13 protein-coding genes are annotated in these 15,054 nt (G+C 62.4%); 10 read left to right on the top strand and 3 right to left on the bottom strand.

The window, feature by feature from the left end:
• Nucleotides 1-18: 18 nt before the first annotated feature.
• Nucleotides 19-1,395, bottom strand: coding sequence for an NAD-dependent succinate-semialdehyde dehydrogenase (locus FEZ59_RS10885; RefSeq protein WP_134998869.1), 1,377 nt, complete (start codon nucleotides 1,393-1,395; stop codon nucleotides 19-21).
• A 99-nt stretch (nucleotides 1,396-1,494) separates the two neighbouring features.
• Complete coding sequence (locus tag FEZ59_RS10880; protein WP_021345628.1) at nucleotides 1,495-2,808, bottom strand: DUF3533 domain-containing protein; 1,314 nt, start codon at nucleotides 2,806-2,808, stop codon at nucleotides 1,495-1,497.
• Nucleotides 2,809-2,979: 171 nt separating this feature from the next.
• Here FEZ59_RS10880 and FEZ59_RS10875 point away from each other — a divergent pair, with 171 nt between their 5' ends.
• Genes FEZ59_RS10875 through FEZ59_RS10830 form a run of 10 tightly spaced genes read left to right on the top strand, consistent with a single transcriptional unit; the run spans nucleotide 2,980 to nucleotide 13,565 of the window.
• Entirely contained in the window at nucleotides 2,980-3,612 is a 633-nt protein-coding gene (locus FEZ59_RS10875) for a DUF4178 domain-containing protein (protein WP_019745427.1), read from the top strand.
• A complete protein-coding gene (locus tag FEZ59_RS10870; RefSeq protein ID WP_046379342.1) occupies nucleotides 3,609-4,109 on the top strand; it encodes a DUF2617 family protein in 501 nt (166 codons plus the stop codon). Before FEZ59_RS10875 ends, FEZ59_RS10870 begins: the two co-directional genes overlap by 4 nt.
• Before the next feature lie 26 nt (nucleotides 4,110-4,135).
• The gene (locus FEZ59_RS10865) at nucleotides 4,136-4,513 is read left to right on the top strand and encodes a DUF4247 domain-containing protein (protein ID WP_044480673.1); all 378 of its coding nucleotides are present in this window, start codon (nucleotides 4,136-4,138) and stop codon (nucleotides 4,511-4,513) included.
• A gap of 29 nt (nucleotides 4,514-4,542) precedes the next feature.
• Nucleotides 4,543-5,013 (top strand): DUF350 domain-containing protein, encoded by a 471-nt coding sequence (locus FEZ59_RS10860; protein WP_024487862.1) that lies wholly within the window; start codon nucleotides 4,543-4,545, stop codon nucleotides 5,011-5,013.
• A 44-nt stretch (nucleotides 5,014-5,057) separates the two neighbouring features.
• Nucleotides 5,058-6,587: a polyamine aminopropyltransferase gene (locus FEZ59_RS10855; protein ID WP_242459792.1), complete on the top strand. Its 1,530-nt coding sequence runs from the start codon at nucleotides 5,058-5,060 to the stop codon at nucleotides 6,585-6,587.
• 52 nt (nucleotides 6,588-6,639) lie between these two features.
• Nucleotides 6,640-7,380: an enoyl-CoA hydratase-related protein gene (locus FEZ59_RS10850; protein WP_172932632.1), complete on the top strand. Its 741-nt coding sequence runs from the start codon at nucleotides 6,640-6,642 to the stop codon at nucleotides 7,378-7,380.
• Nucleotides 7,381-7,385: 5 nt separating this feature from the next.
• The gene (locus FEZ59_RS10845; RefSeq protein ID WP_170320384.1) at nucleotides 7,386-8,939 is read left to right on the top strand and encodes an acetolactate synthase large subunit; all 1,554 of its coding nucleotides are present in this window, start codon (nucleotides 7,386-7,388) and stop codon (nucleotides 8,937-8,939) included.
• A gap of 49 nt (nucleotides 8,940-8,988) precedes the next feature.
• Complete coding sequence (locus FEZ59_RS10840; RefSeq protein ID WP_172932631.1) at nucleotides 8,989-9,666, top strand: GAP family protein; 678 nt, start codon at nucleotides 8,989-8,991, stop codon at nucleotides 9,664-9,666.
• Between the two features lie 18 nt (nucleotides 9,667-9,684).
• Nucleotides 9,685-11,607 (top strand): SEC-C metal-binding domain-containing protein, encoded by a 1,923-nt coding sequence (locus tag FEZ59_RS10835; RefSeq protein ID WP_172932630.1) that lies wholly within the window; start codon nucleotides 9,685-9,687, stop codon nucleotides 11,605-11,607.
• 35 nt (nucleotides 11,608-11,642) lie between these two features.
• Nucleotides 11,643-13,565 (top strand): SEC-C domain-containing protein, encoded by a 1,923-nt coding sequence (locus FEZ59_RS10830; RefSeq protein ID WP_346343225.1) that lies wholly within the window; start codon nucleotides 11,643-11,645, stop codon nucleotides 13,563-13,565.
• Nucleotides 13,566-13,601: 36 nt separating this feature from the next.
• On the opposite strand, the gene FEZ59_RS10825 is transcribed toward FEZ59_RS10830, so the two are convergent.
• Nucleotides 13,602-15,032, bottom strand: coding sequence for a coniferyl aldehyde dehydrogenase (locus FEZ59_RS10825; RefSeq protein ID WP_031333810.1), 1,431 nt, complete (start codon nucleotides 15,030-15,032; stop codon nucleotides 13,602-13,604).
• Between the last annotated feature and the right edge of the window lie 22 nt (nucleotides 15,033-15,054).

The following is a 15,054-nucleotide window of genomic DNA, read 5'->3' as shown; positions in this document are numbered from 1 at the left end:
CGCTACTTTTGCACCGAGCTACTTCTTGGAGACGCGGAGCAGCTTCTTGTTCACGAACTCGTCCATTCCCCACGGACCGAGCTCGCGGCCGACTCCGGAGCGCTTGACTCCGCCGAAGGGCAGACCGGGCAACGTCGTTCCGTGCTCGTTGACAAACGCCATTCCCACGTCGAGATCGGCAGCGACCGACCGGGCGGAATCGAGATCGCTGCTCCAGACGGACCCGCTCAGACCGTAGACCGACGAATTGGCAAGTTCCACAGCCTCGCTGGCCGACTTGACCTTGTAGACGACGCCGGCAGGTCCGAACAGTTCTTCGCTGTAAGCCCGCATGTCCGGGGTCACGTCTGCGAGCAACGTCGGCTGAACGTAGGCGCCCGGGCCGTCGATCTTCTTTCCACCGGTCAGCAGCGTCGCTCCCTTGGACACAGCGTCGTCGATCTGCTCGATCAGAGTGTCTGCCGCGCTCTGTGAGGACAGCGGGCCCAGGACGGTGGATTCGTCCAACGGGTCACCGGCAGAAACGGATTCGAAGGACGTCGCCAATTTGCGGGTGAAGTCGTCGTAGAAATCTTCGGTGACGATGAAACGCTTGGCCGCATTGCAGGCCTGGCCGGCATTGGACAGACGCGCCTTGGTTGCGGACTTGACGGTGGCATCCATGTCGTCGGAATCGAGGACGATGAACACGTCCGATCCGCCGAGTTCGAGGACGACCTTCTTGAGATTGCGTCCCGCAGTTTCGGCGACGCTGGTGCCGGCGCGTTCGCTGCCAGTCAGTGACACACCTTGAACTCGGGGATCAGCGATCATGTCCGCGATCTGCTCGTTGGTCGCGAAGACGTTGACGTAGGCGTCGTCCGGCAATCCGGCTTGTCGCAAAATCTCTTCCATCAGCAGAGCCGACTGGGGACAGTTGGACGCGTGCTTGAGAATGATCGTGTTGCCCAGCATGAGATTCGGTGCCGCGAAGCGGGCGACCTGGTAGTACGGGAAGTTCCACGGCATGACGCCGATCAGGGCGCCGATCGATCGCCGGTACACAACCGACTCCTCGGCCCCGGGAACGTCGAGCCGTTCTTCCTCGAGCAACGCCGGACCGTGGTCTGCGTACCACTGATAGATCGCGGCCGAGAGTTGTACTTCGCCCTTGGCCTCGCGGACCGGCTTACCCATCTCCAACGAGATCATTCGGGCCAGTTCGTCCGCCCGCTCTGTGTACAGTTCGGCGGTCTTGCTCAGGACTGCCGCACGTTGCTGTGGCGCACTGTTGCGCCAGGTCAAGTAGCCGCGATGCGTGTTCGCAAGTGCGGCTTCAACTCCGGCGTCATCCAAAGTATCGAATTCCCTGACGGTTTCACCTGTCGCGGGATTGACTGTTTTGTAATTAGCCATAGTTGTACAACGTGCGGAAGGGGGTCGAAGATTCCCGAAACGCGCAATCACATTGAATCGGCCCAACAGGTTTCGATCAAATCCCGGCTGGGTACCATCTCACGCCACCTTGGGGCGATGGGTGCGTTCGTAGCCCTTGCGGTCGTAGAAACGGGTGGTCACGATGCCGAGTACGACGCCGATCAGTAGACCCACCAACGTCATCCAGACGGCATGCAGCAGCCCTGCCTCACCGCGTGCGCCGAAGAACAGGATCGATCGCGTACCCATGTAGATCTGGTGCATCGGCTCGAATTGCGCCAGCCAGGCATACAACCTGGGGCTGGCTTCGAGGGGGATGGTGCCACCGGAAGAGGGCAGCGCGAGAATGACGAACACGAACAGGTTGATCAACATGCCCAACGAGCCGAATGCGGCCATCACCGACATCGCCGTGATGCCGACTGCAGTGATGACCAGCGCGCCGTACTCCCACAATGCAAGCCCGTGAGTGACCGGCATTCCGAGGGCGCGACTGATCCACTGGAACAACGCGGAGACTATGCCGGACAACACGATCATGAACGCCCATTTGACGAGCAGCGTCCGAAACCTGTTGATACCCACAACGTCGTTCTGAACGAAGAGCGGACCGAATTCGGTAGGCGCATATCCGAGCATGCCGTCCACCAAGGAATTGACCACGGTTGCTCCGGTGAATCCCGCTAGGACCAACAGCAGCGCGAAATAGAATGCAACCAAACCGAATCCGGTGCCGTCGGGAAGCGGATCGTGGGCCACCGTGAGTACGTTCACCGGATTTTCGAGCAGCAGGCGGCTCGCTCCTGAGATCTGGGTTCCGGTGCCTCCCGCTTCCAACTGCTGGGTGACCAGGGTGGTGAGTTGCTCGCCCATGTTCTTGTTGACCGAGGCGAGGGCTGTAGTTCCGATCGACTGGACCAGAGATGCGGATACGGAACCGGCGCGCGGATTGGTGTAGATCGTGATGATCGGTTGCTCTACGTCACCGGCGACGACGCTGGCCTCCGCCAGGATGATCGTCCTCTTCGTGAAATCACTGGGAATCACGATCGCGCCGTACAGCGTGCCGGAGTTCAACCGAGATTGGGCTTCGGCGATACCGATCTGCTGCAGGTCGATCTTCTGGTGGTCGATTCCGTTTTCGAGGCCGGCGACGATGTCGTTTCCGAAATTCTTGCGGTCGGCGGGGTCGCCGCCGGGGAGGGTGTCGCCTTCGTCCTGGTTGACCAGGGCGATCGGGAACTGGTCCAGGTGTTTCTTGGGGTCGAGTATTCCGCCCATGTACAGCGCTGCCAGCGCCGACATCAAGAGGGTGACCACTATCAACGGCGTCAACCAGAATCGTGGTGTGTGCATGACGGTGCGGGCAGACGGCTCCGTGTTCTTGCTCATCGTCAGTCGACCGGCTTTCTTTCGCGCGGAGTTCCTCGGGCTGAGCGTAAACGCAAAGGTGCGCCGGGGCAGTCTTTCGATCTGCCCACGGCGCTGGAGACCTGCCCGGCCGGCGGCGGGTCAGTTTGCCGGCAGTCTCATCCGAAAAGGCTGAGAACGGATCGGTAGGGTATGGCCCGCGGCAACCCTGCCGAGACGATTTCGGAGAAACCGTTGACCAACGTGCTGATAGTTGTCCTGATACTCGTAGTGATCGCTGCCGTCGCGTTTGTGGTCCTGCGTGGACGCCAGGGCAAGCCGAATGCTCGCGTGGACCCGCTCGCCGACTATCCCGAGGTGTACGACCCCCACAAGATCGGGGTCGGCGACATCATCACGTACGCGGGTATCGACCACGTTGTTCGAGGGACCATCACGCTCGACGAAGAGGGGTACATCTGGCGTGAGCACCTTCTCGACGGGTCGACCGGTCGTCGTTGGCTGACAGTGGAGGACGACGAGGGCGAACTCGAGATGACTCTCTGGATGCGTCGAGAAGGAACCAACCTGGTCCCGAACGGCGACGTCATTCTCGACGACAAGGTTCACCGCAAGATCGAAAGTGGAACGGCGAAGTTCACGGCCGAGGGTACGACGGGTACGGCCCCCTCCGGCTCGATGGAATACGCGGACTACGCGACCGCCGACAAGACCGGGCTGATCGCATTCGAGAAGTGGGCGCGCGGACAGTCGTGGGAGGTTTCCACGGGACGGGCGGTCACCCGCAGCGAACTCACCGTGATCCACTCGGGCCCACCGGAATGAGTCTGTATCGACTCGATGTGGAACCGACCGACGTGAATGCCTCGGCACTGGGGTTGGTGCTGGGAGCCCCCTCGCCGCCGACCCTCGCCGAGTTGGTGATCGAAACTTCCGATGCGACGTTGACACTCGGAGTGCTCGGGGCATCTCACGTGGTGACGGCCCGGGCATCGGGAAAGGAACTGACCGAGCAGGTTTCGTGCGATGCTCTTGCCGCCGGCGGTGAACCCTTGCCGGCAGTGGAGTCCACGGGAAACTACCGCTTCGAGTCTTCCTCGCTGGTCCTGGACCGAGTCGAATTCGATTCGGAAGCTGCATCGTTGAGAGAGTCCGCCGGCCAGGACGGTTGGATCTGCGGATCCTTTCCCGGCGACGACACAGCGTTGACCGCGTTGTGTGGCGTGCGAGACCGCCAGGGGTGGAGTTGGCAGAGTTGGCATTTGTACCCGGGGGAGGGGACAGGAGTGATCGTGAAGACGCGCAGTAGGTGGCGCCCGTGAGGGGGCGGACGTGGTTTGCTCCGGTGATGGTGGCAGCCGCAATTATGTTGTCGGCGTGCGGTGGTGGAGCCAAAGACTTCATCGCGGACAACTATTCCAAGACGTCCCAGGATGGCGACGTCGTGTTGTACTCGTCGAAAGATCCAGTGGGCACGACCGTCTCACGGATTGTCGACGCGGACGAACCAGCGGCGCGAAGTGCTGACGGCGGCAACGAATACCTGCGCTACGACGACGACATCGTCACTGTCAGTTCGGCTTCGGGCGGTGGCAGCACCATCAAGGTAGAGGACATCGACGGCACGTATCGCAGCGGCGGATACGCGTACCTGGGACCGGGCTTCAACCCGGGATCCCCGGCGGGTGGAAGCAGTGGCAGCGGCGGCTCGGGTAGTGCCAAATGACGGTAGTGCTCAATGAGAAGGAGAACGGCGTGACGAACATCTTTGCATCCACTTCCGTCGAGATCGGAACGGTGGATCCGGCATTGCTCGTCGGGGGCGTTCTCGGCACCCTCGCCTACTTCGTCGTCGGCGTAGCGGTTCTGGCGACGGGATTCCTGGTCCTCGACCTCATGACACCCGGAAATCTCCGCCACCAGGTTTACGTCGACAAGAACCCGAACGCTGCGATTCTGTTGGCTTCCAACCATCTTGCGCTGGCGATCATCGTGGTGACGGCAATCCTGACCAGTTCGGACGGCTTTGCCCAGGGACTCGCCGACTCCGCGGTGTACGGACTGTTCGCGATCGTGTTGCAAGCGATCGCGCTGCGTTTGATGAACGCATTCCTTCCCGGCAAGTTGGTTGCACTGGTGCAGGATCCGAAGATGTGCGGCGCCGCGTGGGCGGTGGGTGTGAGCTTGTTGTCCATCGGTTTGGTGAACGCCGCAGCGCTCACCTGATGGTTGCCGCTGATCGCGATGTGAAAGTTGCCGAGCGTTCGACGATGCTCGGCTCACGCGCACGCGTGCTTCTCCTTGCGGCTGTTGCCGCGTGCGCGGCGTGCGGCCTGATCTACGAGCTGGCCCTGTTGACGCTCAGCGTGAGTCTGACCGGCGGCGGCATCACCCAGACGTCGTTGATCGTCGCGGGATTTGTTGCGGCGCTGGGTATCGGAGCGCTGGCCGCCAAACCGCTGTTGGGGCATGCGGCCATCTCGTTTGTGACCGTCGAAATCCTGCTCGGGCTGATCGGCGGATTCAGTGCCGTCACGCTGTACGTGACCTTCACGTTCTTCGGTTCCAGCGCAGCAGTTCTGGTGGCTGCGACCGCGCTGATCGGTATCCTCGTGGGTGCTGAAGTGCCTCTGCTGATGACGCTGTTGCAGTCCGGTCGCAGCGACAACGACGCACAGAGCACCGGAAAGGTATTGGCCAACCTCAATGCAGCCGACTATCTCGGCGCGCTGATCGGCGGCCTCCTGTGGCCGTTCGTATTGTTGCCGTGGGCGGGCATGATTCGCGGTGCCGCACTCACCGGCATGATCAATCTCGTGGCTGCGGCAGTTGTCGCGCTGATACTTCTTCGGTGGCAGCTCAGCCTGCGTGCACGATTGATCGCCGTCGTCGCAATGCTGTTGGCGGCGAGCTTGATCGGGTGGCTGCTGATCGCGGCCTCGGACATCGAGACCACGTCGAGGCAGCGGCTCTACACCGATCCCGTGGTGGCCGCCGAGCGATCGGTGTACCAGGAAATCGTCGTCACCGAGCGGGCAAACGACGTGCGACTTTTTCTCGATGGAGACCTGCAGTTCTCCAGTGTCGACGAGCATCGGTATACCGAGTCGCTGGTGTATCCGGCCCTGGTGAACGACCCGCGGCGCGTGCTGATTCTGGGCGGCGGTGACGGCCTCGCTGCACGGGAAGTGCTGCGAATGAACAGCGTCGAGCAGATCGTTCAGGTGGAACTCGACCCGGCAGTCATCGAGTTGGCCAACACGCGTCTTCGTGATCTGAACGCGGGAGCACTCGAGGATCCACGGGTGGACGTCGTACTCGACGACGCGTTTCGGTGGTTGCGCGAGCGTCCGGATCCAGGCTTCGATGCGGTCATCGTCGACCTCCCGGATCCGGACACCCCCGCACTTGGCCGCTTGTATTCGATGGAGTTCTACGGACTTGCCGCTGCCGCGATGAATCCGGGCGGGCTGATGGTCGTCCAGTCCGGCAGTCCGTACTCGACACCCGATGCGTACTGGAGAACGGTGTCGACGGTATCGGCTGTCGGACTGAGCGTCTCGCCCTATCACGTTTTCGTGCCGAGCTTCGGTGACTGGGGATACGTGCTCGCGCAAAGAGGTTCCACGCCGCCCGAGCTTCGTCTGCCCGCTGATGTGCCGAACCTGCGGTTCCTCGACGAGCCCACCCTGGCGTCGGCCTCGGTGTTTCCTCGCGATCGCCCGAGGCGGGAGTTGGAGCCGTCAACACTCGACCGGCCGCGCATCGTCGACGATATGCGCAAGGGCTATGAACGCTGAACTCCCGACCGAGTAGCTTGAATCGAGACTCTCGGCCACGACGGAGGTACGGATGACTGTTCGGATCGAGGAGCACGCACCGGGAGTCCGGTTGCTCACGATGGATCGCCAGGAGAGGCGCAACGCGCTCGACCCCAAGACTTACCGCGAACTGACGAACGCGATCCGGGAGTCTGACGACGATGACGCAGTGCGGGTTTCGGTGCTGACGGGCGCCGGTGGTGTCTTCACCAGCGGCAACGACATCGGAAGTTTCCAGGACACTGCCGGGAGAGACGGCGGCGAGGCCAAAGACCTGCTGATCGCACTCGTCACCGCACGCAAACCGATTGTCGCAGCGGTCGAGGGGTTTGCAGTCGGAATCGGCACCACGATGTTGTTGCACTGCGACTTGGCATTCGCGGGGCGAGGTACACGATTCCGATTGCCGTTCGTTCCGCTCGGGCTCTCGCCCGAGGGCGGATCGAGTTACCTGTTGCCGCAGATCGCGGGGCTCAAGCGGGCAACGGAACTACTGATGCTCGGAGAAATGTTCGGGGCGGAGGAGGCTGCCGAAGCCGGCCTGATCAATCGCGTCGTGGAGGCCGAGACCGCGCTCGACGTGGCATTGCAGCGCGCGGTGCGCATTGCAGACTCCCCGGCTGAATCGGTGACGCTGACGAAGATGCTCCTCCGCCGCCCACATCTCGATGCCCTGCTGGAAACCATCGACGTGGAGTCGGATCATTTCGCGAGACGGCGGCGATCCGACGAAGCGCAAGAAGCCTTCGCAGCTTTCATGAAGAAGAGGTGACCGAAATGAATGGTGCACAATCGCTTATCCAGAGCTTGGTCGACTCGGGTGTCGAGGTGTGCTTCGGCAATCCCGGAACGTCCGAGATGCATTTTGTTGCCGCACTCGATTCCGTTCCCCAGATGCGTGCGGTACTCGGCTTGTTCGAGGGCGCCGTCACCGGTGCCGCGGACGGGTACGCGCGTATCGCCGGAAAGCCTGCCGCGACGCTGCTTCATCTCGGCCCCGGAATGGCGAACGGACTGGCGAACCTTCACAACGCGCGCCGCGCCCACACCCCCATCGTGAACATCGTCGGGGACCACGCGACCTACCACCACGGTTTCGACGCTCCACTCGAATCGAATATCGACGCGCTGACCGAGTGGCTGGAGGGATGGAGTCGACGTTCCGACTCCACCGCGACCGTCGGTAGCGATGCGGCCGACGCCGTTGCCGCCTCCATGGATCCGCCCGGACGCATTGCCACACTTGTCCTCCCCGCCGACGTCTCGTGGAGCGAAGGTGGAGTTCTTGCGGGTCCTCGAGACATACCGGGGCGGGCGGAAGTAACTGCAGCACAGATCGACTCGGTGGTAGGCGCGCTCAATGCCGAGGGGCGCGCCACGCTACTGCTGGGCGGCGTAGCGTGTTCCGAAGCCGGACTGCGCGCCGCTTCCCGAATTGCAGTCGCGACCGGTGCACAGATTCTGGTCGAGACCTTTCCGGCCAGGCTTCAACGCGGTGCGGGACTACCGTCATTCGAGCGCTTGGGATACTTCGCCGAGCACGCCACCGAACAACTTCGCGGAACAACTCAGCTCGTCCTGGCCGGCGCGGTTTCGCCGGTCTCGTTCTTTGCGTATCCCGGAAAACCGAGCGATCTGGTCCCGGACGGCGCCGCGGTGACAACGCTGGCGAATGTCAGCGACGATGTTGTCGGCGCGTTGGAAGCAGTGGCGGAACTCGTGGCACCCGGAGTGGAACCCGTTCTGCAGGAGGCAAATCGGCCGTCGCTGCCGAGCGGGCCTCTCGACGTGCGAAATTGGGCCGACGTGATCGGGGCCCTGCTGCCAGACGACTCCATCATCTCCGACGAGGCGGCCACTTCCGGTTGGGCGATCCCGATTGCCCTTGCCGGAGCGCCGCGCCACGACGTGCTCACGCTCACCGGAGGTGCCATCGGCCAGGGCATCCCGGTGGCGACGGGCGCCGCTGTGGCAGCGCCGGAGCGGCCGGTGATCAATCTCGAAGCCGACGGAAGCGCGATGTACACCATCACGGCGTTGTGGACGCAGGCGCGAGAACAGTTGAACGTCACGACGATTCTGCTCAACAATCGCGCGTACGCCATTCTGCGTGGCGAACTGCAACGAGTCGGCGCAGAAGGTGGCGGCGTCGTCGCACAGTCGATGTTGGATCTGTCGTCTCCGAACATGGACTACGTCAAGATCTCCGAGGGATTGGGAGTGCCCGCGTCGCGGGCGAACACAGCGGAGGAGTTGGCCGAACAGTTTGCCGCAGCGCTGGCGGAACCCGGCCCGCATCTCATCGAGGTCATGCTGCCTCCGCCGTCGTGATTTCGACCTCGAATCGATCGTCGATCGTGCATTCAACTGGAGGTTTTCGGTGCTAGCTGCGATCGGTCTGTCTCTTCCGATTGCCCTCGGCTTGCTTTTCGTCTCGATGCCCATGGCGGTGATCGTGCTCGTCATGATCACCGCTGGAGCACATCGAGGGGCGGTATCTTTTCTACTCGGGTGGGTCCTCGGAATCTCGGCAGTCGTTGCGGTGACGATCGTGATCGCGGACTATTCGTTTGCGGAGTCGGAGTCGTCGCAGACTTCGGTGTGGTCGAGCGTCGTACGAATCGTGTTGGGGCTCGTTCTGTTCGGATTGGCGTACAAGCAGTGGCGAGCGCGTCCGAGGGACGGAAGTGATCCGACAGTTCCGAAGTGGATGAAGAGCATCGACGGGTTGACTCCGCGGAAGGCGTTCGGGTTGGCGTTCTTGTCCGCGGCGGTCAATCCCAAAAATGCAGCGCTGGCGGTATCCGGTGCGGCCACTATCGCGGTCGCCACGAATGTTGTTGTCCAACAGATTGTTGCCGCGGTGATCTTCACGGTCATCGCGAGCGTCGGCATCGCGTCGCCGATCCTGGTCAAGGTGTTCTCCGGCAAGCGAGCCGACGAGATCCTCGCATCAGCGAAGTCATGGATGACCGCGAACAACGCAGTGATGATGGCGGTCATCCTGGCGATCCTCGGCGCGACCGTGCTGGGCGAGGGGCTCAGTGGACTGCAATAAGTCGCCTACCATTGGCAGGTGACTGATTTCGACGACGAAACCGCTGGTTCCGACGCTGCTGGTTCCATTGCCTCCGCTGCTTTGGCTGTTCTGCGCGAGCAAGGCCCGCTGAGTCTCGAAGAGTGGGCGACCCATCTCGAGGAGTACGGAACTGCGACCGAGTTGGCCGACGTGCTCGAGTATCTGTCCGAACCGATGCTCGGGTACCTGCCCAACGGAAAGTACGTCGCCCTCGACACGGTCCTCGAAGGCCTCGTGTTCACTCACCGGCTAAGCGAGCTCGAGATTGCGTCCGACATCCTCGACGCGAGCCCCGACCTGGAGCCGATCTTGGCATTCGGCGACGGCGACGGCGACGGCGAAGACGGGGCGATCCGGGTGGCCCTGGCGGAAGAAGCGGCCGTGGAACGTGGAGCTGCTCCCTTCCGGAGTCGACGAGTTGTGGTTCTTCCAGCCGGAACCCTCGGCGAGTGCGCCGACGGTGATCTCATCGGCCTGGCAGTCGAAGACGGAAGACTTGCGTTTCGTCTGGTCGAGATCGAGGACGAACCCGATCTTGCTCCGGCGCTCGGCGAACTCTTCGAGGAGGACGGAGTCGAGGCCCTGGATTCGGTGTGCTGGCAACTCCTGCTCGAGGATCCGTCTCTCTTCACGGTTCCTGTTGCGCCGCTGGGTGAGATCTTCGAGGCGGCAGGTTACGAGCACGAGCGTGAACTACTGGCTCGGCGGGGATTCGACTTCGATGCCTACGACCTGCAGATTCGGACAGCTTTGGTCGCCAGTACCTACGACCTGACCCACGACGAGGCCGTCGCTGCTGTTGCATTTGTCGATCTGGCGGACCGCGGATACACCGATGCCGTCATCGCCGACTTCGACATCGTGGACTGGGCTCGCCGTCACGTCAGCGCCGCCCCGGACTTCTTTGTCTCACTGGCAGATCCGGGTGCTGCAGTGGCCGTGTTCGATCTCGGATTTCGGAATCAGGACCCGGTGACCGACGCAATCCTCGAAGCGCTTGCCTCCGAGCTGGCCGAGCGAGGGCCACGGTCGGTCAGGGCGGCGGCTCATTGGCTCGCAGGTAAGGCCGTCGATCGGCTGGGGCGCGTGCTCGAAGCGGAGGCGCACTACGAGAAAGCGCTCCTTGCCGAATCCGGTTGGGGTCCGGCCTTGTTCGAGCTGGCTCAGTTCGCGTCGGACCGCGGCGACGCGACCCGGGCGCTGTCACTGCTCGGGCGGATCGACGGCGGAAGTGAAGAGAATCTCTACGCCGTACTGCAGGACTTCGTCCCAGTCGATCACCCGGAACTCGGGCGAAACGACAAGTGTTGGTGCGGTTCCGGCCGCAAGTACAAGGTCTGCCACCTCGGAAAGGCCGATGAATCGGTCAAGGCAGATGGTCGCTGGTTGTACAAGAAGGCGTGCCTGTTTGCGTTTGCCTCCGAATTCGTCGACGTCGTGACCGGGCTCGACGATCTCGAAAACGCGAATCTCTCCGAGGACGAACTGATCGCCGCCACGATCTTCGACGGCTCGGCACTGGACGTGGCTCTGTTCGAGGGTGGGATCTTTGCCGACTTCCTGGCCAGACGCAGCGAACTACTTCCCGAGGCGGAAGTAGTGACAGCCGCACAGTGGCTCGGGGTCCGGAGGTCGGTGTGCGAGGTGATCGAAACTTCCGACACCGGCGTCGTGCTGCTCGATCGTGTGTCCGAGGAAACCGTCACCGTTGGTCACCCGGTCGAAGGAAAGCCCGGCGACCTGATCAGTGCCAGGCTCCTGACGGCCCCCACTGGCGCGCTTGCGGTGGGCGTAGTCGTCATGTCCTCGGAATCGCAGGCTGCGAGGGTACTCGAGGTTCTCGCTTCCGAGGAACTCGACGCCGAAGAACTGGTGCGCGAGTCGCGTGGAGGCGCCGATCACTCGACCGATGACCGGTGACGATGTATCGAGTCGACCCCGTTAAAGTTGGATAGGTGAACGAACCGATGGATGCCAATGACTTGATCGCCGAAGCCGCGATGGAGTTGTTGCGTGAGCACGGCCCGCAGACAGCGGCGGACTGGGGCACCCTGTTGGCCGATGCCGGCCACGGTACAGCCGACGACATGGCCGAATTCGTCGAGTACGTCGAGGACCCACTGCTCGGCTACTTGAGTGAGGAGCGGTACGCCGCACTCGACACGTTGTTCGAGCATCGAGTGCTGACCCATCGGCTCACCGAAGCCGAAATAAAGTCCGGCGTTCTCGACGCGAACCCTGATCTGATGATGCTGCGGGTGTTCCTCGATCGTGACGACGACGAGATTCATGGCATCAGCGTCGTGCACCGCGGGATCGACGACGACCTGTTGGCTGATCGTGGGATCGAAGATCCGGAGTTCCCGCACGACGAGGGATTTCTCCTCGACACCGATACTCTCGCCGAATGTTCTGCGGGCGATTTGATCGGATTGTTCGTCGCTGATCGTGAGCTGACGCTCTGCACCATCCCCGAGGTACTGGATCCCGCACCCGGATTCGGCGAGAGCCTGGGGACGGTCCTCGCAGACATCGGTGCTGACACCCTCGATGCCATTGTCTGGCAATTGATGCTCGACGAGCCGTCGCTGTTCCGTCAGCCCACCGCACCGCTGGGCGAAATGCTCGAGGCGGCAGGTTACGTCCGCGACGGTGATTACGTTGCGGTCGACGGATTCGATTTCGAGGCATACCACCTGGCGAACCGAGCCCGCATGCTCGAGGTTCGGGAGAACCTGCACCCGGAAGAAGCCGCCTCGGTGATTGCCTTCGTCGATGTGGTCGTGGCAGTGAAAGCCGAAGCCGTCGAGGATGTCTTGGACTGGGCGCGCAAGCAGATCAAGGAGGATCCGCAGACCTTCGCCGGCATCGCCGAGCCGCCCGCGGCTGCGGCAGCGTTGGAGCTGTTGTCCGAACTCGACGATCATGATTCCGTATTGCATTCTGTTGCAACTGCTCTCGCCGAGAAAGGGTCGCGTCGTGTCAAGCCGGCAGCGCATTGGCTGGCAGGCAAGGCTTCGGATCGTCTCGGAAAGATCCTTGTCGCTGAGGCGTCGTACGAAACGGCGCACGATCTCGATCCCGACTGGACTCCCGCGATCTTCGATCTGGCACTGCTGGCGGCCGATCGCAGCGACGTGACCCGCGCGCTGGCACTTCTCGGCCGGATCGAGGGTGGCGAGTCCGAGGTTCTGCACGAGGTTCTTCAGCGCTATGCCCCGGCCGAGCACCCCGAACTCGGCCGAAATGACAAGTGCTGGTGCGGTTCCGGTCGCAAGTTCAAGGTCTGCCATCTGGGCAAGTCCGAGGTGACGTTCGATGATCGGGCCAACTGGCTCTACGTCAAGGCTCAGTTGTTCTCGCGCACACCGGAGTACTTCGACGCCGTGTTCGATCTTGCGCTCATCCGTGCCGAGCAGTTCAACAGCGAAGAAGCACTGACGTTGGCCGTCGAAGGCGGGTTGGCCGTCGACGCTGCCTTGTTCGATGCGGGTATTTTCGCGGCATTTGTCGAGCGGCGCGGAGAACTGTTGCCTGCCGACGAACGCGAACTGGCCGATCAGTGGTTGTCGATTCCGCGCTCGGTGTACAAGGTCGCCTCGACGGAGCCGGGACAGTTGGTGACCCTCAGCGACGTCCGCAACGGGCATCTGGTGAAGGTCACGGACGAGTGGGGCTCAGTCAATCTCGAGCCGGGCACGCTCGTCTGTGCACGCGTTCTCCCTGCCGGCTCCACGATGCGCACCTTCGGTGGCATCGAACCGCTTGCAGCAGAGGACAAGAGGGAACTGATCCAACTGATCGAGTCGGTGGATACCGAACCCGGTCAGCTGGTGGAGTTCCTCAGCCGCGGCCTTGCCGGTGCGCCTTTCCGGTAGCGTGCACTACCAAAAAGGCGCACGGGGCCGGAGGCCTCAGGGCGTGACCTGAGCCAACATCATCTGCTCGAAACCCTCACCGTACGGCGGGAGCATTCCCCATTCACCGCGCGGGTCATGCTGCGCTGCTTCGAATACCGTTCGGGCGTGACTGAACTCGAGGAAACCCTCGCGGCCGTGGTAGTGCCCGATACCCGAAGCTCCGACGCCGCCGAAGGGTGCGTCGCTCAGGCCCGGGTGTGCCATCGCGTCGTTGATGGTGACGCCGCCCGAGACGGTGCGTTCGAGTACGGATTCCTTCTCGTCCAGGTCGGTTCCGAAGTAATACAGCGCCAACGGTTTCGGCCGTGAGTTGATGTCGGCGACGACGCTGTCGAGTTGGTCGTACGGCAGGATCACGACGGCCGGTCCGAAGATCTCCTCCTTCATGATCTGCGCGTCGGTCGGAGGGTCGACCACGATTCGCAGTGGGCGGCGACGAGTGTCTGCGGAGAGTTCTTCGTCGGGAACGGTGATGATTCGTGCCCCACGTTCTTCCGCGTCCGCGATGTACCCCTCGATGCGTGCGAGGTGACGATCGCTGACTATCGAGACCATGTCTTTGTTGTCGGCGATCGTGGGGAACAGTCCGGTGAACTGATCGGTGAACGCGTCGATGAACGCTTCTGTGTTCTCGCGCGGGACGTAGATCAGGTCGGGAGAGACGCAGAGTTGGCCGGCATTGGTCGACTTCGCGATGGCCAAACGTGATGCAGCAGAGCTGATATCGGCACTGCGGCTCAAGACGCTCGGTGACTTGCCGCCGAGTTCGAGGGTGACCGGCACCAGGTTCTTCGCAGCATTGGCCATGACCAGCTTTCCGACGGTTGTGCTGCCGGTGAAGACGAGGTGGTCGAAAGGCAGCGATGTAAGCAGATCAGCGACCTCCGGTCCACCTGTCACCACCGCGACCTCCACGGGGTCGAGCGTTCGACGCGCCGCCTCGGCCAGGACCGCCGCAGTGTTCGGCACGATCTCCGACGGTTTGAGAACGGCGCGATTTCCCGCTCCGAGGGCGCAGGCGAGCGGGCTCAGGAGAGTGAAAAGGGGAGCATTCCAGGTTCCGATGATGCCGATCGAACCCTTCGGCTGGTACGACACGTACGCCGTGGCACCCAGCTGATCCTGCATCGCCCCGGTGGCTCTCGGTGAGCGAATCATCCACTCTTCGAGCGAATCACGAACGTGCTTGAGTGAAACCATGGATCCCAGAACATCATTCATCACCGAGTAGGCCGGGATTCGGCCGCCGAAGTCTTCGTTGATCGCTTCGGTCAGATCCTTGTGGTTTGCCACCAGAAGATCGACGACGCGTTGGATGCGCTCGCGTCGTGTCTGCGCGGACGGAAGACCAGCGGCGCGAGTTGCTTCCTGCTGGGCCCGCAGAATCTCTTCGAGATCGGTGGTGACGGCGGCATCGGTGCTCATGGGCACTCCTCGTAGTGGCGAA

Source organism: Rhodococcus sp. MS13 (assembly GCF_013277835.1).
Lineage (GTDB): Bacteria > Actinomycetota > Actinomycetes > Mycobacteriales > Mycobacteriaceae > Rhodococcus_F > Rhodococcus_F erythropolis.
Note: the sequence above shows the minus strand (reverse complement) of the source record. Positions and strands in the feature narration are given on the sequence as shown.